This is a genomic window from Streptomyces sp. NPDC059788 (genome assembly GCF_042732265.1).
Lineage (GTDB): Bacteria > Actinomycetota > Actinomycetes > Streptomycetales > Streptomycetaceae > Streptomyces.
Window position 1 is genome coordinate 33,978 of the sequence record NZ_JBHWHY010000010.1, and the last position, 24,664, is coordinate 58,641.

20 protein-coding genes are annotated in these 24,664 nt (G+C 74.5%); 16 read left to right on the forward strand and 4 right to left on the reverse strand.

The window, feature by feature from the left end; translation table 11 throughout:
• Positions 1-97: 97 nt before the first annotated feature.
• Positions 98-2,194, forward strand: a complete 2,097-nt coding sequence (locus ACFV57_RS11105; RefSeq protein WP_385229050.1) for a TerD family protein — start codon at positions 98-100, stop codon at positions 2,192-2,194.
• A gap of 152 nt (positions 2,195-2,346) precedes the next feature.
• Here the strand turns inward: ACFV57_RS11105 and ACFV57_RS11110 are convergent, their stop codons facing one another.
• Positions 2,347-2,658 (reverse strand): hypothetical protein, encoded by a 312-nt coding sequence (locus ACFV57_RS11110; RefSeq protein WP_385228658.1) that lies wholly within the window; start codon positions 2,656-2,658, stop codon positions 2,347-2,349.
• Positions 2,659-3,270: 612 nt separating this feature from the next.
• On the opposite strand from ACFV57_RS11110, the gene ACFV57_RS11115 reads away from it, so the two are divergent.
• From ACFV57_RS11115 to ACFV57_RS11175, 13 genes are all read left to right on the forward strand, one after another.
• Complete coding sequence (locus tag ACFV57_RS11115; protein WP_385228660.1) at positions 3,271-4,545, forward strand: GNAT family N-acetyltransferase; 1,275 nt, start codon at positions 3,271-3,273, stop codon at positions 4,543-4,545.
• Positions 4,546-4,676: 131 nt separating this feature from the next.
• A complete protein-coding gene (locus ACFV57_RS11120; RefSeq protein WP_385228663.1) occupies positions 4,677-5,912 on the forward strand; it encodes a DegT/DnrJ/EryC1/StrS family aminotransferase in 1,236 nt (411 codons plus the stop codon).
• A 57-nt stretch (positions 5,913-5,969) separates the two neighbouring features.
• A complete protein-coding gene (locus tag ACFV57_RS11125; protein ID WP_385228665.1) occupies positions 5,970-6,980 on the forward strand; it encodes a glycosyltransferase family 2 protein in 1,011 nt (336 codons plus the stop codon).
• Entirely contained in the window at positions 6,977-8,419 is a 1,443-nt protein-coding gene (locus ACFV57_RS11130; RefSeq protein ID WP_385228668.1) for an NAD(P)/FAD-dependent oxidoreductase, read from the forward strand. Before ACFV57_RS11125 ends, ACFV57_RS11130 begins: the two co-directional genes overlap by 4 nt.
• Positions 8,416-9,900, forward strand: a complete 1,485-nt coding sequence (locus ACFV57_RS11135; RefSeq protein ID WP_385228671.1) for an aspartate aminotransferase family protein — start codon at positions 8,416-8,418, stop codon at positions 9,898-9,900. The genes ACFV57_RS11130 and ACFV57_RS11135 overlap by 4 nt, the downstream gene beginning before the upstream one ends.
• Complete coding sequence (locus ACFV57_RS11140; protein WP_385228674.1) at positions 9,897-10,271, forward strand: hypothetical protein; 375 nt, start codon at positions 9,897-9,899, stop codon at positions 10,269-10,271. Before ACFV57_RS11135 ends, ACFV57_RS11140 begins: the two co-directional genes overlap by 4 nt.
• A complete protein-coding gene (locus ACFV57_RS11145) occupies positions 10,268-11,842 on the forward strand; it encodes a GMC family oxidoreductase N-terminal domain-containing protein (protein WP_385228677.1) in 1,575 nt (524 codons plus the stop codon). Before ACFV57_RS11140 ends, ACFV57_RS11145 begins: the two co-directional genes overlap by 4 nt.
• Entirely contained in the window at positions 11,820-13,511 is a 1,692-nt protein-coding gene (locus tag ACFV57_RS11150; RefSeq protein ID WP_385228680.1) for a GMC oxidoreductase, read from the forward strand. Before ACFV57_RS11145 ends, ACFV57_RS11150 begins: the two co-directional genes overlap by 23 nt.
• On the forward strand, positions 13,508-14,518 hold the full coding sequence (sbnA, locus tag ACFV57_RS11155) for a 2,3-diaminopropionate biosynthesis protein SbnA (protein WP_385228683.1): 1,011 nt from the start codon (positions 13,508-13,510) through the stop codon (positions 14,516-14,518). Before ACFV57_RS11150 ends, sbnA begins: the two co-directional genes overlap by 4 nt.
• Positions 14,519-15,634, forward strand: a complete 1,116-nt coding sequence (locus ACFV57_RS11160) for an iron-containing redox enzyme family protein (RefSeq protein WP_385228686.1) — start codon at positions 14,519-14,521, stop codon at positions 15,632-15,634.
• Positions 15,635-15,657: 23 nt separating this feature from the next.
• Positions 15,658-16,782, forward strand: coding sequence for an ROK family protein (locus ACFV57_RS11165; protein ID WP_385228689.1), 1,125 nt, complete (start codon positions 15,658-15,660; stop codon positions 16,780-16,782).
• A 298-nt stretch (positions 16,783-17,080) separates the two neighbouring features.
• Positions 17,081-18,601, forward strand: coding sequence for a purine-cytosine permease family protein (locus ACFV57_RS11170; RefSeq protein ID WP_385228692.1), 1,521 nt, complete (start codon positions 17,081-17,083; stop codon positions 18,599-18,601).
• A gap of 2 nt (positions 18,602-18,603) precedes the next feature.
• Positions 18,604-19,134: a pyridoxamine 5'-phosphate oxidase family protein gene (locus ACFV57_RS11175; RefSeq protein WP_385228695.1), complete on the forward strand. Its 531-nt coding sequence runs from the start codon at positions 18,604-18,606 to the stop codon at positions 19,132-19,134.
• Between the two features lie 17 nt (positions 19,135-19,151).
• Here the strand turns inward: ACFV57_RS11175 and ACFV57_RS11180 are convergent, their stop codons facing one another.
• From ACFV57_RS11180 to ACFV57_RS11190, 3 genes are all read right to left on the reverse strand, one after another.
• Positions 19,152-19,379: a hypothetical protein gene (locus ACFV57_RS11180; protein ID WP_385228697.1), complete on the reverse strand. Its 228-nt coding sequence runs from the start codon at positions 19,377-19,379 to the stop codon at positions 19,152-19,154.
• A gap of 37 nt (positions 19,380-19,416) precedes the next feature.
• Entirely contained in the window at positions 19,417-20,940 is a 1,524-nt protein-coding gene (locus ACFV57_RS11185) for an amidase (RefSeq protein WP_385228699.1), read from the reverse strand.
• Between the two features lie 133 nt (positions 20,941-21,073).
• The gene (locus ACFV57_RS11190; protein ID WP_385228701.1) at positions 21,074-21,955 is read right to left on the reverse strand and encodes a phosphotransferase; all 882 of its coding nucleotides are present in this window, start codon (positions 21,953-21,955) and stop codon (positions 21,074-21,076) included.
• Positions 21,956-22,290: 335 nt separating this feature from the next.
• Here ACFV57_RS11190 and ACFV57_RS11195 point away from each other — a divergent pair, with 335 nt between their 5' ends.
• Together ACFV57_RS11195 and ACFV57_RS11200 are read left to right on the forward strand one after the other, a co-directional pair.
• The gene (locus ACFV57_RS11195) at positions 22,291-23,103 is read left to right on the forward strand and encodes a hypothetical protein (protein ID WP_385228703.1); all 813 of its coding nucleotides are present in this window, start codon (positions 22,291-22,293) and stop codon (positions 23,101-23,103) included.
• A 55-nt stretch (positions 23,104-23,158) separates the two neighbouring features.
• Complete coding sequence (locus tag ACFV57_RS11200; RefSeq protein WP_385228705.1) at positions 23,159-24,529, forward strand: hypothetical protein; 1,371 nt, start codon at positions 23,159-23,161, stop codon at positions 24,527-24,529.
• The last annotated feature ends 135 nt before the right edge of the window (positions 24,530-24,664 follow it).

Below are 24,664 nucleotides of genomic sequence, written 5' to 3' on the forward strand. Positions count from 1 at the left end.
GTACACACTGAGTTGTGCTGCATCGCAGGTCACCACGTAGCAGCCTGCCGGGTGTACCCCTGGATGCGGCGGCATTTGTGGGGGCTCCATGCACGAGATGGTCAAGGGCGGCAACGTCGGACTCGCCGCCCTGAGCGAGGACACCGGCTCACTGATGGTGAGCCTGAGTTGGAGCAGCGCGTCGGGGGACGGCGACGCGGACGTCTCCGTACTGCTGCTGGGTGCCGACGGCAAGGTGCGCGGCGACGCCGACTTCTTCTTCTACAACAACCCGGCCGCCGCCGACGGCAGCGTGCAGTTACTCGGCAAGACGCCGACGGCCAACGGCAGCGAGGACCGCGTCAGCATCGATCTGACCGCCGTGCCGGCCGAGGTCGAGCGCCTGGTGGTGGCGGCCAGCCAGTACGGCGCGGCCCGCTTCGGGCAGCTGGACGACCTGCGGGTGACGGTCGCCGACCGTACGGGCGAGACGCTGCTGGGGTTCTCCATCGGGGACGCCGGCGAGGAGAGCGCGTTCATCTTCGGTGAGCTGTACCGGCGGTCCGGGGAGTGGAAGTTCCGCGCGGTCGGGCAGGGTTACGAGACGGGGCTCGCGGGTCTGGCCACGGACTTCGGGATATCCGTCGACGAGGAGGAAGAGCCGGTGCCCTCGGAGGGGCCGGCGCCCGCGGACGAGGCGGAGCCGCAGCCGGCCGGGGCGGACGAGGCCGGGACGCGGACGCCGGTGGACGCCGGTCCGGTGGTGATCCCCGCGGCGGTGGCCGGGGCACCGGCCACCGGAGCACCGGCGGCCGTCCCCGCGCAGCGCACGGAACCGGCGCCGGAGGCCGGTCGGCGCCCCCGGGGCCCCCGTACGGCGAAGAAGAAGGTCACCCTGCCCAAGGTGGCGAAGAAGTCCCTCGCCGAGAACGACTCCTGGCGCCAGGCCCGGCTCTTCCCGGCGCCCACCCTCAAGAGCGACCGCGAGCGCGAGATGCGCGCGACGTCGGTGCTGCTGGCGGTGATGGCGCAGGTCCCGGAGTTCGGGCGGCGGCTCACCGCGGCCTTCGGCGCCCCGGCCGGCCGGATGCAGACCTTCACCGAGGTCACGCTCCCGAACGGGGACACGCCCCGGCGCCCGGACGGCGTGATCCGGGTGGAGCGGGCGGGCAAGCTGTGGACCGCCCTGGTCGAGACGAAGACCAACGGCAACACCCTGAAGTCCGAGCAGGTGCAGGACTACATGGACATCGCCGCCCGGCGCGGCTACGAGGCGGTGATCACGCTCTCCAACGACGTGGCCCTGGAGGGCAGTCCGCTGGTCCAGGTGAAGACCGACGGGCGCCGCAAGCACAAGGTGGCGCTGTGGCACCTGTCCTGGGCCGAGGTGGCGCACCAGGCGCAGCTGCTGATCCGCCACGAGGGCGTCGGCAACGCGGCGCACGCCTGGCTGCTCCAGGAGCTGCTGCACTACCTCCAGCACGAGAACTCCGGCTGCCACGGCTTCCAGAACATGGGCCCGGCGTGGGTTCCGGTGCGCAACGGCATCGACACCGACACGCTCTGCCAGGGCGACGAGCGCGCCGTGGCCGTCGTGGAGAGCTGGGAACGGCTGATCCGCCAGGTCTGCCTGCGGCTCGGCGGTGAACTGGGCCAGAAGGTGCTGCCCGTCCAGCGCGCCAGGCGCGGCACCGACCAGGCCAGCCGCCGCGCCGCGCTCGCCGACCGGCTCTGCGAGGAGGGCCGCCTGACCGCGGAGCTGCGCATCGACACCACGCCCGGCATCCTCGCCATCACCGCGGATCTGCGGACGGGGAAGCTGCGTACGTCCATCGAGGTGCCGGCGCCCGAGCAGGGGTATCCGCTCAGCTGGGCCAAGCGCCTGGTCCGGCAGCTCGCCGAGGCACCGGCGGACCTGCACGTCGAGACGCTGGTGGAAGGCAACCGGGGCCCGCGCGGCACGCTGGAGCGGCTGCGCCCGGAGCCGGGGGACCTGCTGCCCAAGGACGGGGTGGCCATCGCGGGGTTCCGGCTCTCCCTGTTCAAGGGCATGGGCAGCACCCGGGGCAACGCCGAGTCCGGCTTCATCCGCAGCGTCGACGACGCGGTGGACCGCTTCTACGCGAGCGTCGTGGCCCATCTCGCGCAGCCCGGCGGTCCGGAGCGGCGGCCCGCGCGGCGCGCTGCCGCGGCCGAGGAGGCCGCAGTGGGCTGATCACCCTGTGTGCACGGTCCCGGAGTACGCCGACGGAGGGGACGCTTCTCGGGGGTACGCCGCCGGGGGCGCTCCTCGGGGGCCTGCGACGCCGGTCTCCACAGGGTTTCCGCGAAGACCGGCGGGGGTGTATCCCGGGGAACTGCTCGTGCTCAGGCCTCGGCGGCGATCCAGGCGATGTGCCAGCCGTTCTTGGCGGCGTATTCCGGGTCGATGGGCTGACGGTCGACACGGCGGACGTAGATGCGGAAGCCGGTGGGGGTGGCTTTGTAAACCGTGTTTCCTCCCGTGGTCATCCACATACGGTCGTCGCCGGTGAGGGCGGCGATATAGGCGGGGGTGTCGGTGAATCCGCCCGCGCTGGTGTCGACGTCGATGTAAACGCCGTCGCCATTGCGGTCCGGATAGTTCTGCCAGCCTTCGCCGGGGGCGGTCCTGCCGGAAAGGAACTTGCCGTTCTGCATTGCTTGCTCCTGTCGCGTCCTCGTCGGAATGCGGACCGGCGATCCACTGATCGGCGGCACGACAGTTTGTGCCCGTCAGTACGCCATTAGCAAGGCCGTTCGACAGAGTTGGCCTGATGTGGGGAGTGCGTGCCGGAGGCCGGGCCGGTGGCCAAAATGGAGGGTTGACCGGGGCGCGGGGCGAGCGTAGCCGGGGCGGGCCACGGGTCCGCGCGGGGCCTGCCGGGGCATCGGGCCGGGGGCCGGCGGCGGGCTCGGGCGGGCACCGGGGACGGGAGTTCAAGATTCTTTTTCGGGAGGGTTGACAGCCTCCCGAAGCCTCACAAATCTAGGACACAGCCATTTCCGGCGGCCCCGCGCACGATGACGCATGAGGAATTCGCGATCCGGGCCTCGCGATAAGGATCTCTCCGGTTACGCGGCCGAACCGCACCGGAGCAGCCGATACGGCCTCTGCGTCGAACGCCGACGACGTTTCCGCGTCGCGCTCGCCGCGCCTTTTCCCGGGCACGAGGCCGATCACGCGCTTTGGAGAGGGATGTGTCAGCGCCGAAGGAGCCGAGGACGGGTGCGAGGGCCGGTACGGGGACGGGTGCCGGCGCGGTGGCCGGGATGATTTCCCGGGCGGCGGCGCCCACGGGGCGAGGTGGCGGCGGGGAAGCGGAGTACGCGTTCCGCGCCGCCGGGGAGTGGGCGGAGTTCGGTGCGGTGCTCGACCTCGCCTACGGCGGCCACCCGCACTCCCCGGCCCACAGCGCCGTGGTCGGCGCGGTCTTCGAACCCAAGCGCTCGCTCGTCGCGTGTTACGGCGGACGCCCGTGCGCCACCCTCGCCGGATACGCGCTGGAGATGACGCTGCCCGGCGGCCCGGCGCCGGTGGCCGGCATCGGATACGTCGCGGTCGCGCCGCCGCACCGCCGCCGCGGGCTGATGCGGGAGCTGGTGCGTCGGGCGCTCACCGCGCTGCACGAGGAGCGCGGCGAGCCGGTCGCGGTCCTGCACTCGACCGAGCCGGGCATCTACGGGCGCTTCGGCTTCGGACCGGCCTCCCAGGTCGTGGAGTTGTCCGTGCCGCCCGAGGCGCGGGCGTTCACGGGGGAGGTGGACACCTCCGGGCTGACGCTGGACGTCGGCTCGCCCGAGGACGCCCGCGCCGCCGTCGCGGACGTCTACCGCGCCTGCCTGCACCAGCGCCCCGGCCTGCTGCACAGGGACGCCGCCTGGCAGCGCCGCGCCGTCGAGGACGAGCCGGAGCGCCGGCACGGGGCGGGCCGGCTGCTGTGCATGGTGGTGTCGGGACCCGACGGCGAGCCACGGGGGTACGCGCTGTACCGGCTGCGCCCCCACTGGGAGCGGTCCCGGCCGCGCTACGCCCTGTCCGTACGCGAGGTGTTCGGCCGCGACCCGGCCGCGTACGCCTTCGTGTGGCGGTCACTGCTGGACACTGACCTGGCAGGAACCGTCAGCGCTACGACCCGCCCGGTCGACGACCCTCTGCTGGCGCTGCTCGACGACCCGCGCAGCGCCGCGCCGACCGTGCGCGACCAGCTCTACGCCCGTGCCGTGGACCTCGACCGGGCCCTCACGGCCCGTACGTACAGCGCGCCGCTCGACGTGGTGCTGGAGGTCCGCGACGCCATGTGCCCGTGGAATGCCGGGCGTTGGCGGCTGACCGCCGCGGACGGCGGCGCCGAGTGCACGCGGACGGGCGCGGCGGCCGACCTCGCCCTGAGCGCCCGCGAAATCGGCGCGGTACTGCTCGGCGGCGGCTCGCTGGTCCAGCTCGCGCACGCGGGCCGGGTCGCGGAACTGCGGGCCGGGGCGCTGCGCGCCGCCTCCGCAGCCTTCCGCCACGACCCGGCACCTTTCTGTCCAACAGCTTTCTGAGACCCGCCGGTCGGCCGGTGATCCCTGCCGGCCTGCCCTGGGCCCGTACGGCTCCCGTACGACTTCGTCGGCTCGTGATGGACGCAAGTCCACCGGCCGTCCCATACATGCCCTTCTTCTAGGAGTCCCCCATGCCCGGACCCGGATATGCCTTCTTCGGTGACGAGGAGCGCGACAACGTCGAGCAGGTGCTGGACGTCTGGTCGCGGACGACAGCCGCGCACTCCTATCCACTGGGCGACCTGACCCAGACCCGGAAGTTCGAGCAGGCGGCGGCGCACCGGATGGGCAGCCCGTACTGCCTGTCCGTCAACAGCGGTACATCCGCGCTGCTGACGGCCCTCGCGGCGCTCGACATCGGGCCGGGCGACGAGGTCATCGTGCCCGCCTACATGTACGGCGCGTGCATCGCCGCCATCGTCTACAGCGGCGCCACCCCGGTGCTCGCCGAGGTGGACGCCTCGCTCACCCTGGACCCCTACGACGTACGGCAGCGGGTCACGCGGCGCACGAAGGCGCTGATGCCGGTGCACATGCTCGGCGCGGCCTGCGACCTGTCCGTCCTGCGGCGGATCGCCGACGAGTGCGGGCTGCTGATGCTGGAGGACGCCGCGCAGGCGTGCGGCGGTACGTACCAGGGACAGGCGCTGGGCACGTTCGGGCAGGCCGGGGCCTTCTCCCTCAATATGTTCAAGATCATCACCGGTGGGGACGGCGGCTTCCTGCTCACCTCCGACGAGCGGGTCTTCCAGCGGGCGTACGGCTTCCACGACCACGGCTGGTTCCCGTACCGCCGCGAGGAGGGCCCCGGCGACCGGCTGTGGGGCCTCAACCTGCGGATGACGGAGCTGACGGCGGCCGTGGCGCGCGCCCAGCTCGACCGCCTGGACGCCGTGCTGGCCCGCACCCGGGGGCTGCGGGACGAACTGCTGGAGCAGATCCCCGTACGGGACGGGATGATGCGCCGCCCCCTGCACGACGCGGCCGGGGACTGCGCGTCCGTCCTCGTGTACGTCTTCGACGAGCGGGCCGACGCGGAAGCCGTCGCCAAGCGCCTCGGCACCAAGACGCTGCTGCACTCCCCCAAGCACTACTACGGCGGGCTGCCCGAACTGCCCGCGCTGGCCGCCCCGGACGGCTCCTCCTGCCCCTTCCGCGTGCCCGCCGAGATCTGGCGGCGGGACGGCTGGCGGGCGGGCGCCCTGCCCCGTACCGACGACGTGCTGGGCCGTTCGCTGGCGCTGACCGTCGGGCTGTCCGACACCTACCTGGGCGCCGACTTCGGAGTGAACGTCTTCAGCGGCACGGACGAGATCGCCGAGGTCGCCGAACGGTTCCGGGAGACGGCCGACGAAGTGCTCGGCTGACCGGCCGGAACCCCCCTCGCGCACACCCCCGCAGCCCGCCCCCAGGAGAGGACCGAAATGCCCGCCACCCGAACGCCCACGCAGCTCACCGCAGTGGCCGCCAGGCCATTGGTCAGCGTCGTGGTGCCGTGCCTCGACGAGGCGGCCGTCATCGGGGAGACGCACCGCAGGCTCACCGCCGTACTGCGCGGCCTGCCGGAGTGCGAGCACGAGGTCGTGTACGTCGACGACGGCAGCCGCGACGCGACCTGGGACCGGCTCACCGCGCTCGCCGCCGCCGACCCGCGGGTCCGCCTGGTGCGGCTGACCCGCAACTTCGGACACCAGCCGGCCGTCCTCGCGGGCCTGCGCGAGGCGTCCGGTGACGCGGTCATCACCATCGACGCGGACCTCCAGGACCCGCCCGGCCTCATCGCCGACATGGTCGAACGCTGGCGCGCGGGCTGGCCGGTGGTATCCGCCCGGCGCACCGGCCGCCAGGGCGAGAGCCGCTTCAAGACCGGCACCGCGCACGTCTTCTACCGGCTGCTGGCCGCCGTCGCCGACCACCCGGTGAACCTCGACACCGGCGACTTCCGGCTGCTGGACCGCGAGGTCGTCCGCACCCTGACCCTGCTCCCGGAGAGCGAGCTGTATCTGCGCGGCGCGGTGTGCTGGGCGGGCTTTCCCGAGACGAGCCTGGAGTACGGGCGGCTGCCGCGGCCGGCCGGCCGGACCAAGTACACGCTGCGCAAGATGGCGGGCCTGTCCCGGCGCGGCCTGCTGGCCTGCTCCTCGGCCCCGGCCCGGGTTCCCGGCGCCGTCGGCCTGGCCTGGCTCGGCGGTACGGCCCTGACCTCGGCCGTACTGCGCCGCCCGCTGCCGCCGGCCGCGTGGGCCTTTGGCGGTCAGGCGGTGCTGCTGGGGGTGCTGGGCGAGTACCTGCTGCTGATCCACCGCGAGGTGCGCGGCAGGCCCCCCTACGTCGTCCACCAGCGCTGGGCGTCCGGCGTCCCGGCACCGGCGGAGCTGGTCGCCGCGGACGTGACCGCGTCCCCGGAGGCGTGGGCCACGGGGAGCGTCCGGTGACGGCCGTGAACGGGCGGCGGGACGAGCTCCCCGGCCGCTCCACCGACAGCTCCCCCGGCGACGACTGGGACGTCATCGTCGTCGGCGCCGGATTCACCGGCCTGGGCGCCGCGCACGAACTCGGCCGGGCCGGGCTGCGCTGCCTGGTCCTGGAGGCGGACGACCACGTCGGCGGCCTCGCGGGCACGTTCACCGTCGGCGACCGGCAGCTGGAACGCTTCTACCACCACTGGTTCGCCTCCGACACGGACATCTTCCGGCTCTGCGCCGCCCTCGGCCGCGCCGACCTGGTGCAGCGCCACCACGGCCGCACCGGCTTCTACTACGCGGGCGGCATCCACCGCCTGTCCTCCCCCCTCGACGTCCTGCGCTTCGCGCCGCTGCCCCCGGCCGACCGGCTGCGCCTGGGCCGGTCGGTGCTGCGCGCGGGACGGGTGCGGCACTGGCGGGAGCTGGAGGCGCTGACCGCGGAGGAGTGGCTGGTCGGCCTGGGCGGGCGGCGGGTCTACGACCGGGTGTGGCGGCCGCTGCTGGAGGGCAAGTTCGGCGCGTACGCGCCGGAGGTCGGCGCCACCTGGATGTGGACCAAGCTGCACCTGCGGGGCGGCAGCCGCAGCCGGTCGGGCCGCGAGGTGCTGCACTACCTGCGCGGCGGCTGCGGCGCCCTGCTGGACGCCTGGCTGCCCCGGCTGGCCGAGCTGGGCGTCCGCATACGGACCGGCAGCCCGGTGGCGGAGGTGCTGACCGGGCCGGAGGGCGTGACCGGCGTCCGGTGCGGCGGGGCGGACATCACCGCGCCGCGGGTGCTGGTGACCTGCGCGCCCGAGCCCGCCGCCGGGCTGCTCGCCGGGTCCGCGCACCCCGCCGTCCCGGCGCTGCGCCGCCGCCTCGGGGCGATCCCGTACCTGGCCAACCTCTGCCTGGTGCTGGAGAACGACCGGCCGCTGTCCGACACGTACTGGCTCAACGTGACCGACCCGCACTTCCCGTACGTCGGCGTCATCGAACACACCAACCTCGACGCCCCGGAGCACTACGGCGGGCGCCACCTGGTCTACCTCTCCACGTATCTGCCGGCCGACGCGCCGCTCTACCGGATGAGCGACCAGGAGGTCTACCGGCACAGCCTCCCGCACCTGCGGCGGATGTTCCCGTCCTTCCGCGAGGAGTGGGTGCGCGCCCACCACGTCTGGCGCGCCGACTACGCCCAGCCGGTCATCACCCGGCACTACTCGCGGACCGTGCCCGGCGTCGAGAGCGCCGTGCCCGGCCTCTACCTGGCGGGGATGGCACAGGTCTTCCCCGAGGACCGGGGCACCAACTACGCGCTGCGGGGCGGGCAGCGCGCCGGACGGCTGATCGCCGACCGCATCCGCACGGCGGGGCCCCGCACGGGCGCCGCCGCCCACGCCACCCACCGGACCGGAGCGGAGCAATGACCCACCACCGCACCCCGCAGCCCCTGTTCACCACGGAAGATTGCGAGCAGATGTCCGCCCACCAGGTGCACGATCTGTACCGGCAGTACGTCAGTCGTTCCCAGGTCTCGCTGCTCGGCTCCTTCGGCTTCGGCCAGGACCTCGTCGACCACGCCGACGGCTGCTGGATCACCCTGCGCGACGGGCGGCGCATCCTGGACTTCACCGGCGGGATCGGCGTCCTCAACCACGGGCACAACCACCCCCGGCTGCTCGCGGCCCGCGGCCGCTTCGCCGACCGGCGCGCGATGGAGGTCCACAAGAACTTCCTGTCCCCGTACGTGGCCGGGCTGAGCCACAACCTGGCCTGGCTGCTGCCCGGCGACCTGAACATCAGCTACTTCCCCAACTCCGGAGCGGAGGCGGTGGAAGGCGCCGTGAAACTCGCGTACAAGTACCACCACGGGCGCCGCGGCACGGTGCTGCACAGCGACATCTCCTTCCACGGAAAACTCCTCGGCGCGGGCAGCCTCACCGCCTCCCCCGAGGTGGACTTCCCCTACCCCTGCCTGCCCGGCACGGACCACTTCGCCTACGACGACGCCAAGTCCTTCGCGCTCGCGCTGGACCGGCACCAGGCCGGGGACGGCAGCAGCGACGTGTACGCGGTGGTGCTGGAGCCGTTCAGCGCGTCGAGCGTGCGCGAGTGCTCGGCGGAGTTCCTGTACGAGGTGCGCAGGCTGTGCACGGAACGGGACATCGTGCTGATCTTCGACGAGGTCTACACGGGCTGGGGCCGCACCGGGACGCTCTTCCACTTCATGCGCCACCCCGGCCTGGTGCCCGACGTACTGACCACCTCCAAGTCCTTCGGCGGCGGCAAGGCCTCCATCTCCGGCTACATCGCGCGCGAACCGGTCTTCCGCGCCGCGTACGACAACCACGCCGACGCGACACTGCACAGCACCACCTACTACGGCTTCGGCGAGGAGACCGCGACCGCGCTGGAAGCCGTCGCCATCGCCGTCGAGGACGACTACGCCGGGCGCGCCTTACGGATCGGCGAACGGCTGGGCGGCGGCCTCGCCGACCTCGCCACCCGCCACCGCACCCTGATCGCCGGCACCTTCGGCCGGGGCGCGCTGCACGGGCTGTTCCTCAACGACAGCTACCCCGCGCTGGACCGGCTGCTGCGCCTGGTGCCCTCCTCCTTCGCGCGCGACCCCCGGGCCCGCCGCAAGCTCATCACGGCCGCCGTGATCGCCTCTCTCTACCGCGACTTCGGAGTCCTGGCCTACTACGGCTCCAACCACGGCCTGCCGCTCATCGCCTCTCCCCCGCTGATCGCCGGGGAGACGGAGGTGGAGGTCTTCCTCCAGGCGCTGGACTCGGTGCTGGAGCAGGGTGCCGGGAGGCTGCTGGCCCGCTTCGCCAAGGACGTACTGGCGCAGCATGTGCCCGTACGGGGCCGGGAGGCCAGGCAGCGGGCGGTGGCGCTGTGAACGGCCCGTACGCGGGACGCACCGGCCGCGCACATGCGGACGACGGCGGCCGGATGGCGCGAGCGCTGCGGGCCAGCGGACTGCCTGCCCTGTGGGCCGACCGCTACCCGGCGCTCGCCGAACCGCCGGCGCGGGCGCGCGCTGCCGCGCATGTCGTCGGCGCGCTGAAGAGACTGCCCGTGTCGTACCGCTTCGGTTTCGAAGTCGGCCTGCGGGGAGTCGGGCTCGGACTGCGGGTCGCCGCGGCGCGCCGCCTCGCGCCCGCTGCCGGGTACGACCGGCTCGCGCGCCTCCCCGGCTTCGGCCGCCTCCTCACCGTCGTCGACGCTCTGGCGCTGTACGGCGGCCTGGACGGTGAACCCGACACATGACCGGATACATGGCCGGACAACCGGCAGGACGCCCGGCCGGCCGCCCGACCGGCCGCCACCGCAACGCCCGTACGGTCTCCTGCGATGCCCTGGTCATCGGCTCCGGCGCCGGCGGGGCGGTCGCCGCGCTGGAGCTGGCCCGCGCCGGCCACCGCACGGTCGTCCTGGAGGAAGGCCCCCGCGCGACCACCGCCGGACTCGCCGCGTCGCCGCCCGCCGCGAACCTCCGCCGCCTCTACCGCGACGCCGGGCTGACCCCCATCCTCGGCAGCCCGGTCATCCCGTACGGAGAAGGGTGCTGCGTGGGAGGCAGCACCGTCGTCAACGGCGGGCTGCTGTGGGCGCCGCCGGACGCGCTGCTGGAGCGCTGGGCGCGGGTCATGGGCACCACCGACTACCGTGCCGTCCGGCTGGCGGCGCATGTCCGCAGGGTGTCCGAGCGGCTCGGCGTCATCGAGCAGCCGTACGGCGACGGCAACGCGGACTCCCTGCTGCTGGCCGACGCGGCCGACGCCCTGGGCTGGCGCCGGGCCACCGCCCGCAGGGCCGCACCCGGCTGCCGCCACCGCAACCGCTGCCCCACCGGCTGCCCCACCGGCGCCAAGCACAGCATGGCCGTCAGCTATCTGCCGGAGGCCGAGTGGTACGGCGCGCGCATCGACTCCGGCACCCGGGCCGTGCTGCTGCGGCACGACGGCCGCAGCGTGCACGGCGTGACGGCCTTCGGCGGCCCGGACGGCCGGACCCGCGTCGACTACCGGCCCCGTACGGTCTTCCTCGCCGCCGGAGCCGTCGGCAGCGCCGTACTCCTCCAGCGCAGCGGCATCCACCGCCGGGCCGCCGGGCGCGCCATGGGCTTCCACGTGAACTTCCGCCTGGTCGCCCGCTTCGCCGACCCGGTGCACGCCGGGCGGGGCACCATCTTCACGTCCCAGCTGCGGGAGTTCGAGGGCCTGGGCATTCACGTGATGCCCGCCAACCTCACCCCCGGTTCGCTGGCCGCGGCGCTCGCCGGGCACGGTCCGGCGGTGGTCAACGCGCTGCTGGCGGACCTGGAGCGGGCCGCCGTGTACACGGTGCAGGTACGGATGAACGGGCGGGTCGCCGTGCGGCAACGGCCGGGATTCGGGCGGCTGTTGCGGCACGGCATGACCTCGCACGATCACGGCCTGCTGCGCTTCGCGCTCGGCCGGGCGGCGCGGCTGCTGTTCCGGTCGGGGGCCGTCGAACTGTACCCGCCGTGCCCCGGCGCGCCGCCGCTGCGCACGGACCGCGCGGCGCAGGAGACCGCGGTCCGCTCCGACCCGCGCCGCTGGGACCTGGTGTGCGTCCACGCCATGGCGTCCTGCCCGATGGGGCGGCCCGCGCTCGGCGGCGTGTGCGACCAGGACGGGCGCCCCTACGGTTTCACCAACCTCCGGCTGTGCGACGCCTCGGTGCTGCCGGGGCCGGCCGGCGTCAGCCCGCAGGGCACGATCATGGCGTTCGCGCACGAGATCGCCGCCCGCTATCTCTCCTCAGCACCACAGGTCCCCACGAGGAGGCACCGTGACAGCGACACCCCGTTCTGACGGCGCGCGCGGCAGCACCGAAGGGCGCCCGCGCGGCCTGCTCCGCCCCACCGGCCCCGTCGTCGACTGCGACATCGCCGTCATCGGCTCCGGCATGGGCGGCGCGACGCTCGCGTACGCGCTGCGCGGCACCGGCGCGCGTGTGCTGGTCGTCGAGCGCGGCGACTTCCTGCCCCGGGAGTGGCAGAACTGGTCCGCGCCCGCGGTCTTCACCGCCGGGCGCTACCGCAACGCCGAAGCCTGGTACGACGCCGGGGCGGGCCGGTTCTTCTCCCCCGGCGTGCACTACTACGTCGGCGGAAACACCAAGCTCTTCGGCGCCACGCTGCCGCGCTTCCGCGAGGCCGACTTCGGTCCGCTGGAGCACGCGGAAGGCGTCTCGCCCGGCTGGCCGTTCCCGTACGGCGTCCTCGAACCGCACTACGCGCGGGCCGAACGCCTCTACCGGGTGCACGGCACCCGCTCGGCCGACCCGACCGACCCCTGGCGCTCCGGCGACTACCCCTGGCCCGCCGTGCCCCACGAACCCGCCGTCGCCGCGCTGGCGGAGTCGCTGCGCGGCCAGGGCCTGACACCGTACGCGCTGCCCACCGGCATCGACCTGCGCGACGACGGCGGCTGCCTGCGCTGCGCCAGCTGCGACGGCTTCCCGTGCCTGGTCGAGGCCAAGAGCGACGCCGACGTGTGCGCCCTGCGGCCCGCCCTGGCCTCCGGCAACGTCTCGCTGCTCACCCGGGCCACCGTCACCCGGCTGGTGACCGGGGTGACCGGGCGGCGGGTGACCGAGGCGCTGGCCCAGTACGAAGGCGGTGAGCTGCGCATCCGCGCCGGCCGGTTCGTGCTGGCCTGCGGTGCGGTCAACACGGCCGCCCTGCTGCTGCGTTCGGAGCCCGGCGCCCTGCATACGGGACCGATACGCGCCGACGGCCTGGCGAACGGCTCCGGGCGGGCCGGACGCAACTACCTGGTGCACAACAGCACCTTCCTCATGGCCGTCGACCCGCGCCGCACCAACGATGCGGTGTTCCAGAAGACGCTGGGCGTCAACGACTGGTACCTGGACAACGGCGCGCACGGGCCGCTCGGCAACATCCAGGCCCTGGGCAAACTGCGTCCCCCCTCGGCGGGCGGCCTGTGGCCGCGTACCCCGCGCCCGCTGCTCGCCGCCGCCACCCGGCGCAGCATCGACCTGTACCTCACCAGCGAGGACCTGCCGGTGCCGGAGAACCGCGTGACCGTCGGCGCCGGGGGACGCGTCGAGGTGCACTGGCGGCCGGTGAACCTGCCGCCGCACCGCGAACTGGTGCGCCGCGCCGCGTCGATGATGCGCCGCGCGGGCTTCCCCCTGGTGCGCACCCGGCGCATGGGCATCGCGGTCAACTCGCACCAGTGCGGCACCGCGGTGGCCGGCGACGACCCGGCGACCAGCGTCGTCGACCCCCGGTGCAAGGCCCACGAGCTGGACAACCTGTGGGTCGCGGACAGCTCCTGGTTCCCGTCCTCGGCCGCGGTCAACCCGGCGCTGACGATCGCCGCCAACGCGCTGCGGATCGCGCCCGGGGTGGCGGGGGTGGCCGAGGAGACGTACGGCGTGTACGCGGCCGACACCCCGCACGCCTCCGACGCGGCGGGCGGCGGTCGCGGGGACGGGGGGTCGGCCGCCCCATGATCGTCGACCACGCCTACGAACTCGTCACCGACGACGTCTTCCTGCGCCTGGACGGCCTGCTGCCGCACGCCGAGCTGTTCCTCAAGCTCGAAGGGCTCAACCCGGCCGGCTCGGTCAAGCTCAAGACCGCCACCGGCCTGGTCGAGGACGCCGAACGCCGCGGCGTGCTGCGCCCCGGCGGCGCGCTGATCGAGTCGTCCTCCGGCAACCTGGGCATCGCCCTGAGCGCCGTCTGCGCGGCCAAGGGCTACACCTTCACCTGCGTCACCGACCCGCACGTACCGCGGCAGTCCGTCGCACTGATGCACGCGTACGGCGCCCACGTCTGCGTCGTGGACACCCCCGACCGCAACGGCGGCTACCTCGGCAGCCGGATCGCCCTGATCCGCAGCGCCCTGGACCTCGACCCGTCGCTGACCTGGCTCAACCAGTACGCCAACCCCGCCAACCCGGCCGTGCACGCGGCCCGCACCGCGGCCGCCGTCCTGCGCGAGATCCAGGGCGTGGACTACCTCTTCGTCGGCGCCGGCACCACCGGCACCGTCATGGGCTGCGCCGCGCACTTCCGCCGCCACTCGCCCCGGACCACGGTCGTCGCCGTGGACTCCGAGGGCTCGGTCACCTTCGGCGGACCGCCCGGCCTGCGCCGCGTCCCGGGCCTGGGCACCAGCCGGGTGCCGGAGCTGTGCCGCCCACGGGACGTGCACCGCGTGGTGTCCGTACCCGAGCGGGACGCCGTGCTGATGTGCCGCCGGCTCGCCCGCTCGCACGGCCTGGCCGTCGGCGGCTCCACCGGCTCCGTGCTCAGCGCCGTCCTGCGGCTGCGGCCCGCCATCCCGCCGGGGGCCCGCGTGGTGGCGCTCTCCGCCGACCTCGGGGACCGCTACCTGGACACCGTGTACGACGACGCCTGGGTCGCCGAACACTTCGGCGCGCCGGCGGCCGGACCGCCCGGCCGCTCCCGGCTGCCCGGCCCCGCGCCGGCCGCCCCAGAGGAGGTGCGTTGAATGATCCCGCCCGCTGTGAACACCGCCCCGGCCCCCGGCCGCCCGCATCCCCCCGAAGACCCGGAGAGCGGCGACGGCCTCCAGGACCTGTACTGGCCGCCCGTCCACCCCTTCGAGTCCCTGGACCCCGCGCTCGTCCGCTTCCTGGCCGCGCCCCCGGCCGCCCGGTCCGCCCTGCTCGCCCGGCTGCGCGCCGACCCCGAGGCCCACGGCCGCTTCCTCCACGACCACCTGGCCACCCTGTGCGCCCACTCCTTCGGCTACCGCGACGGCCCGGCCGCGCTCGCCCCCGACGACGACCTGGAAATCGCGCTGTACGCGGCCCGCACGCGGCTTGAGCACGAGTTCCTCACGTACGGCTGCACCCCCGCGCCCTTACCGGACCTCCGCGCCCAGGAAGCCGCTGCCGACCACCTGGAGGCGCTGGCCGCCGACAACCCCGGCGCCGCCCACCCCCTCTTCCCCTTCCTCGCCACCGAGGCGACCCGCGAGCAGATCGAGTACTTCCTGCGCTGCGAACTGATCCGCAATGAAGTCGTGGACGACGAGGTCGCCCTGCTCGTCGTCGGCCTCCAGGGCCCGCAGAAGGCGGTCGCCGCGGCCAACCTGTGGGACGAGTGCGGGCGCGGGCGGCTGGAGAACTTCCACACGTACTGGCTGCGCCGCCAGCTCGGCTCCCCCGCCGGGTGGGAAGCGCTGGCCCGCTACCGCCGCGACCACCCGTGGTTCGCCAAGCCGACCTCCAACCTGTTCGCCTCCCTGCTGCTGCGCCCGGCGCACGTCCAGGCCGCGTACGGCTGCTTCCTCGTCTTCGAAAGCTGGGTCGAACCGCACTTCACCCTCCTCCTGGAGGGAATGACGCGGGTGGGCATCCACGACGACGACATGCGCGTCTACTACACGGCCCACACCCGCATCGACCCCCGGCACAGCCAGGAACTGTGCGACGGTCTGCGCGCCCAGCGCCCCCGCCTCACCCCCCGGGAGGTCCGGGCCGCCCTGTACGGGGCCCACCTCGCGGTCGACACGGGTGTCCGGCAATACGACCGCATCAGGCGTCACTTGGAGACCATGGGCCCGCGGAGCACACACGCACCGCGGCCCCAGGACCACTGAGGCCGGCCGCGATCGGAGGAAACATGACGGACCCGGAGCGCAGCGCCCACCAGCAGGCAGGGGCGGCCGACACCGTACTGACCCTGCCCGGCTCGACGCCGCCCCCGCCCGGCACGCCCACCGCGTCCGGCGGCGGCCGGACCACCGGCACCGCCGTACCCGCGTTCGCCGGCGCACGGCCGCACGACGCCCACCCGCACGACGGGCCCGGCGGCCTCACCCTCGGGCTGGACATCGGCGGCACCCTCATCAAGTCCGCGCTGGTCGCCCCCGACGGCACGGTCCGCTCCGAGAGCCGCTGCCCCACCCGCTCCGAGGACGGCCCCGACGCCGTCCTGCGCACCGTCCTCGGCCACGCCGCCACCGCCCTCGCCGCGGCCCGCGCCGCGGGCGAGGACGTGCGCGCGGTGGGCATCGCCTCGTGCGGGCTGGTGGACGAGGACGCGGGCACGGTCGTGTTCTCCGCCTCCATCCAGTGGCGCGACCTGCCGCTGCGGCGCCTCGCGTCCGAACACCTGGGCCTGCCGGTGGCGCTCGGCCACGACGTACGGTCCGGCGGCCTCGCCGAGGCGCGGCTGGGCGCCGGGCGCGGGCACCGGGTCGTCCTCTTCGTGCCCGTCGGCACGGGTGTGGGCGGCGCGCTGCTGCTGGACGGGAAACCGTTCCCGGGCAGCCACTGGCGCTCGACGGAGATCGGCCACGTCGTCACCCGGCCGGACGGGACGCCGTGCCCCTGCGGGCAGCGCGGCTGCCTGGACACCATCGCCGGCGGAGTCGCCGTGGCACGCCGCTACAACGAGCGGAGCGGAGCGCGGCCCCCGGTGTCCGGCGCCGAGGAGGTGGCGCGCCGCGCGGCGGCCGGCGACCCCGCGGCCGTACGGGTGTGGGCCGAGGCGGCCGACGCGATGGCGCAGACGCTGCTGACGGCGATCACGCTCTTCGACCCGGCCGTCCTGGTGCTGGGCGGCGGCCTCAGCCAGGCGGGCGAGCAGCTGCGCGTACCGCTGCGGCGCGGCCTCGAAGAGCGGGCCGCCTTCCAGGCCCTGCCCGACATCGTCCTGGCCCAGCTGGGTGAAAGGGCGGGCCGGATCGGCGCCGGGCTGCTGGCCCGGGACCTGCTCGCCGCAGCCGGCGGAGTACGGGCATGACCGTCGGCGACCGGGCAGGTCCGGGCACGGCGGCGCCCGTACGCGGGCACGGCGAGCCCCAGCTCCGTACCCGCGTCGGCTGCCGACCCGGCTCCGACCGGCCGCGCGGCCCCCGCTGACCGGCTCTGCCCGCGGCGCGCCGCGATCAGGGGAATCGGGCATGTACACAGCAGTGGGCGCGGCGGACCGGCTCCGGGGGCCCCTCGTCGGGTTCGCTGTCCCCGAGCCGGGTTCGCTCCCCGCGAGCCGCATCCGCGCTGCCTGCGCCGGGTTCTCCTCCCCTGAAAGGGGCCCGACCATGAAGCACCCCGCCTCCGGCACCGGTCCCTCCGGCGCCGAAGCACCCCGCCCCGCCGGCACCCCGGGAAACCCGCCCGGAACCGGTACCCGCGCCGCGCCCGGCGGGCCGGACCACCACCTCGTCGAGGTCCGCACCATCGACGCCGTGCCGGAGGACGCCCGGCACGGCCGCCCGCGCGACCTGTTCGCCGTCTGGTTCGCCGCCAACATCAGCCCGCTGACCATCGTCTCCGGCACCATCGCGCCGCTCGTCTTCGGCCTCGGCCTGTGGCCGGCCATCGCCGCGGTGACCCTCGGCAACCTGCTCGGCGGCTTCCTGATGGCCCTGCACGCGGCGCAGGGCCCCCGCCTCGGCGTCCCCCAGATGATCCAGAGCCGCGGCCAGTTCGGCAGCCACGGCTCGCTGCTGGTCACCCTCGTCGTCGTCTTCATGTACGCGGGCTGGTTCGCGTCCAACCTGGTCATCGCCGGTCAGGCACTGAACCGGTCGGTGCCCGCCGTGGACACCTCCGGCTGGCTGGTGCTGTGCGCGCTGGCCGGGCTGGTCGTCGCGGTCGTCGGCTACGACCTGATCCACCGGGTCGGCCGCTGGGCCACCGTCGTGACCCTCGCGCTGCTCGCCCTGTGCGCCGTACGGGTCTTCATGACGCCCGGCGTCCTGGAACGCGCCGCGAACGCCACCGGCTTCACCCTCGCCGGCTTCGTCGGCATGACCGCGATCGGCATCCTGCTCCAGATCACCTACGCCCCGTACGTCTCGGACTACACCCGCTACATGCCCGCGCACGCCGCGTCCCGCCGCTCCACCCTGTGGTTCACCTACTGGGGCAGTGTGCTGGGCAGTGTGCTGCCGATGTTCCTCGGCATCGTGATGGGCATCGCGGTGGCCGACGACGCGATCGCCGGACTCGACACGGTCCTGGGCGGCGCCCTGTCCGCCGTGGTCCTGTGCTCCTTCGCCGTCATCGTCGTACACGTCAACTCGATGAACCTGTACGGCACCTCCCTGTGCCTGGTCACCGCGGCCCAGACCTTCCGGCACCGCTGGCTGCCGGGCCGCCCGGCCCGTGCGGCGCTGATCGCGGCCCCGCTCGCCCTCGGACTGACCCTGGCCCTGGCCTTCCAGGACACCTTCCTCGCCGCGTACACCGACTTCCTGGCGATCCTCCAGTACGTCCTGATCCCGTGGACCGCCATCAACCTCGTCGACTACTACCTGATCCGGCGCGGCCACTACGACGTACCGTCCTTCTTCGCGCCCGGCGGCGGCGTGTACGGCCGCGTCAACGGCCCGGCCGTCCTCGTCTACGCCGTCAGCTTCGCGCTGGAAGTCCCGTTCATGCACACCACGGCCTACACCGGACCGGTCGCGGTGGCCCTGGGCGGCATAGACCTCTCCTGGGCCGTGGGCCTGCTGGTCCCGGGCGTCACGTACTGGCTCGTCGCCCGCCGCCGCACCGCCGCCGCACCCGTCCCCACGGCCGCGCCCGCCGCCCCCCTCCCCCAGGAAGGCTCCTGACCATGTCCACGATCCCCGACTTACGCACCGAGGCGGCCCGCCTCCTGCACACCAACCGCTACCTCACCCTCGGGACCGCCACCCCCGGGGGCGCCCCCTGGACCGTCCCCGTCACCTTCGCCTGGGACGACGCGGACCACTTCTACTGGTGGTCCGCCTCGGACGCGCTGCACTCCCGCAACATCCGTGCCAACCCCGCCGTCTCACTCCTGGTCTTCGACTCCCAGGTGTCCGACGCCGAAGCCCAGGCCCTCTACGGCGAGGGCACCGCCCACGCCCTCGCCCCCGCCGACCTGGCGGCGGCCCTCGCGGTCTTCTACGCCCGCCGCTATCCGGACCCCGCCGTCCGCGCCCGCAAAGCCCGCGGGCCCGCCGAATTCCAGGGCGACTCCCCCAAGCGCTTCTACCGCGCCACCGTCCACGCCTATTCGGCGCTCACCCCGGAACCCCACCCGGTCCACGGCAGCGCGGTGCCCCACCGCGTCGCCTTCCCCTTCACCACGGCGTGGGCGAAGGCGCACGCGCCCGGGTGAGCCCAAGAGGGCCGGACTCAGCGGCTTTTGCGCAGCCAGGCGAGTAGCGCCACGAGCGCGATCGGCGCGGCGACGGCGGCCTTGACGGCCAGTTTCGTGCTGAGGAAGGCGAACCCGGGGCTCCACAGCTCCAGCCACCAGGCCACCAACAGAGCCAGCACGGCCACCAGTACGGCGCACGCCACGGACACCGCTATGCGGACAGCCCGGCTGCCGGACTGCTCCACATCCTTTTCCCCGTTCATGGGTGCGATTGTAGAGACGAGGGGTGACAGCCGCGGTTCAGGTACCGGCCCTGCCCGGGATGTCCGGGCGGCGTCGGCCGTGCCCCGCGGCCGCTTCGTACGCGGCGCCGATCCGCAGTACGGACAGGTCCGCGCGCGGCGGCCCGACGACCTGGAGGCCCACGGGCAGGCCGCCGGGGGTGAAACCCGCCGGGACGGACAGGGCGGGCGCGCCCAGCACGGACACAAAGTAGGCCGACCGCATCCAGTCGATGTACGTGTGCTGCGGACGGCCGTCGACGACATCCGGGTACTCCGACTCCGCGTCGAACGGCACGACTTGGGAGACCGGCGCCAGCAGCACGTCGTGGCGGGCGAAGAAGTCGAGCGCCCGCAGGTGCAGCCGAGCGCGGCCCGCCGTGGCGCGGGCGAGGTCGGGTCCGGTCAGGCGGCGGCCCTGCTCGATGTTCCAGGCGAGGCTGGGTTTCAGGGCGCCGGGGGACGCGTCGAGCACCGCGCCGAGCACGAGGTCGAAGTGGTGGGCCCGCAGGATGCGGAAGACGTCCTCGGCCTCGTCCAGGTCCGGGCAGTCCTCCTCGACCCGGCAGCCGAGACCCCGGAACACCTCCAACTGCGGCTCCAGTACGGCCAGTACATCGGCGTCGACCGGCACCCGGCCGCCCAGGTCGGGCGTCCAGGCCACCCGCAGCCCGGCGAGGTCGCACCCCAGCGCGCCCCGGAACACCTCCCCCGGCTCCTCCAGACTGACCGGACAGCGCGGATCGGGCCCCGCCATGACCGACAGCAGCAGCGCGGCGTCGGCGACCGTACGGGCCATCGGGCCGGGCACGGTCAGCGTGTCCCACGGGTTGCACGCCGGATACGCCGGCACCCGGCCGGGCGTGGGTCGCAGCCCGACGACGTTGCAGAAGGAGGCGGGGTTGCGCAGCGATCCGCCCATGTCGGAACCGTCGGCGAGGGGCTGCATCCCGGCTGCCAGCGCGGCAGCCGCACCGCCGCTGCTGCCGCCCGCCGAACGGGTCAGGTCGTACGGGTTGCGGGTCACGCCGAACACCGGGTTGTACGTGTGCGAACCGGCCGCGAACTCGGGCACGTTGGTCTTGCCGATCCGGACCGCCCCGGCTGCCTGGATGCGCTGGACGAGCAGTTCGTCCTCGTCCGGGACGGTGTCCGCGTGCAGCGGTGAGCCGCAGGTGGTGCGCATACCGCGGGTGAGGTGGGTGTCCTTGAAGGCGACGGGCAGCCCGTGCAGGGGGCCGGGCGGACCACCGCGCGCCAGGTGCTCGTCGGCGGCAGCGGCGGCCGCCATCGCACCTTCGGGGTCGAGGGTCACGATGGCGTTCACCTGCGGGCCGACGCGGTCGATGCGCTCCAGGTGCGCGCGGACGACCTCGCGCGCCGAGAGTTCGCGGCGGCGGATGCGGGCCGCCAGGTCGGTGGCATCGGCGTAGGTGAGGTCGGTGTCCGAGGTATCGGTGCCGGTTGTGGTGCCGGGGGCGATACCGGTGGAGGTGCCGGGGCCGGTGCGGGTATGGGTTCCGGTGCCGGGGGTGTGGGTCATGGCCGTCCTCACCGTTCGCGGGCACGAGGGCTCATCGTCGGGACGCGGGGCGAGGACCGTCAAGAGGGCCCGGCGGGCGGCGCGCCGGGGCCGGGCGACGGTAGCTGCCCCGCCCCGGCCCCCGCGCCCGCTCTCAGGCCCGCAGCGCCACGTGCGGCGTCTGCGCGCCGAGCACGCCCCGGGCCCGCGCCACGGCTTCCTCGTCGCCGTGGCGCACCCCGCACGCCATCACGCCGACCGCGTCGAGCGCCGCGAGCGTGGGCAGCGCGTACCGCTCGGCGTCCGTCAGCTCCCGCCCGTAACCGCGCAGGAAGGCGGCGCCCAGGGCCCGGTCGCGCTGCCAGGGGCCGTACGCCATCCGTACGAGGTCCTCGGCCGCGCAGCCGCCGCGTGCCTGCGCGAAACCGACGAGCGCGAGGCGGGCACCCGCCGCGTCCCACAGCAGGTGGTCCTCACGGAGGTCGCCGTGGAGGAACGCCGCGGGCAGCGGCGGGAGCAGGTGGAGCACCGCGGCGCGGTCGAGGACCAGCCGCCGCTCCGCCGCGTCCAGCGCCCCCACGGCCGTCAGCGCGGCCACCTGCTCCTCGGCGGCGGCGCGGCGGTCGGCCGCCCAGCGGTCCGCGCCGCCCGCGGGCGCCGCGCCGCCCGCGTCGTGCAGACGGCGCAGCAGCGCCCCTGCCTGCCGGTACCTCTCCGTGCGGCCCGCCGCCTGGGCGGTGGCGTCCAGGCCCGGCGCGGCGGTGAGCAGCAGCGCGAGGGCTCCGGGGTCGCTGTCGACGAGGACGGGCGCGTGGGCGTGGCCGAGGGCGGGTACGGCGTGGCGGTAGGCGTGGGTCTCGCGCGTGTAGCGGGCCGCCGTCGGCGCCACCTTGAGGAAGAACCGGGACGCGTCCGCGCGCGTCAGCTCCCACACCCGCGAGCCGGCCGGCCGCCACGAGACGCCACGGACCGCGGTGATCTCGCCACCGGCCCGGCGACGGGCCCAGGCACCGATGGGATTCGGGACGGATTGCACAGTTCCTCCTCGGTTGACGCCGGTTCGGACGGGTGCTCGCAGAACGAGGCCCGCGGACCGTCCGTCACGGTCCCACGAGGGCCCCTTCTCGGTCGAAAGTTCGACCACCCCGTCAACGCGCTGCCCCACGGGGGCCGCGCGCGGCGCGATTCACCCGGCCGTGGCAGGCCACCCGATCCGGGGATTGCGGGCTGCCGGATGGCCGGAAGTCGGCCGCCGGGGAGCCGGTACACCCGCGCCGAGTTATACAGTTGCGCAAACCGGCAAGTCACTCGCCGGTTCACCACGTCCACAGCGCACCGCGTGACGGGCACCCATCCGCCGGGGGGATCTCCATGCCAGGCACCGACTCCCTACGGGCCGAGGAAGCCGCCGTCTTCGCGCACGTCCTCGGCGAGGCACTCGACTCCCCGGAGGTCAGGGCGGCGATGCGCCGCACACCGGACGCCGCCGACCGCGAGCGACTGCGCCTCCGGGCCCACCGGGAACGCGACACCCTCTGCGCCGCCGCGGCGTCCGAGTACGAGGCGTACGCACGGCTGCGCACCGACGACGACACCCACCCCGGCACCGGCAGCGACGCCGACGCGGACGCCCGTACGGCCACCGGCTCCGGCGGCGGCCTGCTCCCCGCCCTCGCCGTACTCGTACCGAGCCTGGGAGCGGTGGCCGCGGTCCTCTTCCTCGCGATCGGCTTCGGGATGCGACTCGTCGGCATCCACCGGCAGTTCGCCGACGAACTGGTGTACGCGGGCTGGATCGCCGCGGGCGTCGCGGCGGCGGCGACCGCGGCCGGCCTGGTCTGGCTGCTGGTGACGGCGGCCCGCAACCGCTCGGCGACGCCCGCCCACGGCGACGCGGCCCCGGGCGGCGACTGCGCCGGCCAGGAATCCGAGGCCGCGCGGGCCCGCGCGGCCTGGCAGGTGGCACTGCTGGAGCGCGGCATCCTGCCGTTCCTGCTGCGCCGCATCGACGAGGAGCGGGCGCGCGCCGGCACGGCGGCAGCCCCGGCGCCCCGCTCCCGCCCCGGCTACTCCGCCCCCGAATACGGCAGCCCGGAGTACGGCAGCCCCGAGTACGCCAGTCCCGGCTACGCGGGGCCCGCGTACGGGAGCCCTGCGTACGAAAGCCCCGACCGTCAGGGGTGACCCGGCTTATCCACAGGGCTGGCTGTGAGCCACGCCACACGGGCACTATGGGCGCATGGGGAGGGGCACCAGCTCTGCGCCGACGGGCCCGCCGCAGCCGTCGCCGCGGCGGCGCAACGCCGTGCTCCGGCTGTACGACGCCCCCCTGCACCGGGACTGGGCGTTCTGGCTCACCGTCGGCCTGGCCGCCCTGGAGACCGCCGCCGTCAGCGCGTATCCCGGGCCGTCGAGCGGCCTGCCCCGCTGGCTGGACACGCTGCTCGCGGTGCTCGTCTTCACCCTGCTCTTCGGAGTGCTGCCCGCCTGGCTCCGGCTGGCCGCCCGCAGCTGGCGATGGCGCGGACAGCAGCCCCCGCCGAAGCCGCCACCACCCGACGCCGCACCCCGGCACACCGCCCCACCCCAGGAGGACACCCCGCCCCGCGAGTCCGCCCCGCCCCCGCAACCCGCCCCGCCTCGCGAGTCCGCCCCGATCCGGCAGCCGGCCCCACCACACCGGCCCTCCTCGTTCCGGCAGCCCGCCCGCCCCGAATCCGCATACCCGCCGTCCCCCGACCCCCTGGCCACCGCCCGCCGCGCCCTCCCCCACCCCGTCGCCCGCACCGTCCACGAGATGCAGCGGGCGCACAGCCACAAGGACCGCCACGAGGCGCTGCTCGAAGCCGCCGAGACGCTCGCCGCCACCGTCGCCGTCACCGCGGCGGGGCTGCTGCTGCACGCGGGAACCGGCGCCCGCAACCTCGCGGAGCTGCGCGCCGCCCTCGCCTCCGGCGGCGGCACCACCTTCGGCACCTGGACGGCATGGCTGCACCACCTGTGCCGGGTCGCACAGGACCGTACGGACGTGGTGCCCGGCCTGGCCGAGGCCCTGCGGGACGGGGCCGGCACGACCGCCGGGCCGAGCGGCCCCGGTCTCGCCCGGCTCCTCGACCGCCTCAAGGGTGAGCGCAACCGCACCTCGCACGGCGACAAACCGCGGACCCAGGAAGAGGCCGCGCTGCGCATCGCCGAGCACCAGCTCACCTTCGAACGGGCGCTGGAGCGCGCCCAGTTCCTGGGCGGCCTGCCCTGGCTGCTCACCGTGTCGTGCGCCTACCAGCGCCGCACCGGGACGTTCGAGGTCGTGGCGCACCACCTGATGGGCGACCACCCGGACTTCGACCGGCTGACCTTCCCCTGCCCGGCACCGGTCTCCGACGACACGGTGTACGTGCTCAGCCCGGCGGGCCCGGTCGCCCTGTCGCCGTTCGTCGCCAGCCTGTACTGCGCGCAGTGCGGCCGCCGCGAGCTGTGCCACGCCCACCGCGCGGGCCACCGCAGCCGGCCCGCCGCCTACAAGAGCTTCGGCCGCGGGCACGTCATCCCGCACCCCGGGCTCGACGACGAGTTCGCCGCACTCCCCGGCCCGCGCCCGCCCCACCCGTGACGCCCCCCGAACCTCCGCTGCTCCCGGCCCCCGCCACCCCTAGTTAGAAATGGGACCCATTTTCATATAGCCTCGTCCCGCACCACCGCCACGTGCCCGCGGCACGCCCGTACGGCTCCCGCGCGCCCGTCGGCG

Excerpts from the sequence above, each read along its gene's own strand:
- sbnA (WP_385228683.1), top strand. The coding sequence starts at position 13,508 with ATGATCGTCGACCACGCCTACGAACTCGTCACCGACGACGTCTTCCTG.
- ACFV57_RS11125 (WP_385228665.1), top strand. The coding sequence starts at position 5,970 with ATGCCCGCCACCCGAACGCCCACGCAGCTCACCGCAGTGGCCGCCAGG.
- ACFV57_RS11165 (WP_385228689.1), top strand. The coding sequence starts at position 15,658 with ATGACGGACCCGGAGCGCAGCGCCCACCAGCAGGCAGGGGCGGCCGAC.
- ACFV57_RS11170 (WP_385228692.1), top strand. The coding sequence starts at position 17,081 with ATGAAGCACCCCGCCTCCGGCACCGGTCCCTCCGGCGCCGAAGCACCC.
- ACFV57_RS11135 (WP_385228671.1), top strand. The coding sequence starts at position 8,416 with ATGACCCACCACCGCACCCCGCAGCCCCTGTTCACCACGGAAGATTGC.
- ACFV57_RS11200 (WP_385228705.1), top strand. The coding sequence starts at position 23,159 with ATGGGGAGGGGCACCAGCTCTGCGCCGACGGGCCCGCCGCAGCCGTCG.
- ACFV57_RS11180 (WP_385228697.1), bottom strand. The coding sequence starts at position 19,379 with ATGAACGGGGAAAAGGATGTGGAGCAGTCCGGCAGCCGGGCTGTCCGC.
- ACFV57_RS11105 (WP_385229050.1), top strand. The coding sequence starts at position 98 with ATGGTCAAGGGCGGCAACGTCGGACTCGCCGCCCTGAGCGAGGACACC.
- ACFV57_RS11110 (WP_385228658.1), bottom strand. The coding sequence starts at position 2,658 with ATGCAGAACGGCAAGTTCCTTTCCGGCAGGACCGCCCCCGGCGAAGGC.
- ACFV57_RS11145 (WP_385228677.1), top strand. The coding sequence starts at position 10,268 with ATGACCGGATACATGGCCGGACAACCGGCAGGACGCCCGGCCGGCCGC.
- ACFV57_RS11160 (WP_385228686.1), top strand. The coding sequence starts at position 14,519 with ATGATCCCGCCCGCTGTGAACACCGCCCCGGCCCCCGGCCGCCCGCAT.
- ACFV57_RS11185 (WP_385228699.1), bottom strand. The coding sequence starts at position 20,940 with ATGACCCACACCCCCGGCACCGGAACCCATACCCGCACCGGCCCCGGC.
- ACFV57_RS11195 (WP_385228703.1), top strand. The coding sequence starts at position 22,291 with ATGCCAGGCACCGACTCCCTACGGGCCGAGGAAGCCGCCGTCTTCGCG.
- ACFV57_RS11115 (WP_385228660.1), top strand. The coding sequence starts at position 3,271 with ATGATTTCCCGGGCGGCGGCGCCCACGGGGCGAGGTGGCGGCGGGGAA.
- ACFV57_RS11120 (WP_385228663.1), top strand. The coding sequence starts at position 4,677 with ATGCCCGGACCCGGATATGCCTTCTTCGGTGACGAGGAGCGCGACAAC.
- ACFV57_RS11175 (WP_385228695.1), top strand. The coding sequence starts at position 18,604 with ATGTCCACGATCCCCGACTTACGCACCGAGGCGGCCCGCCTCCTGCAC.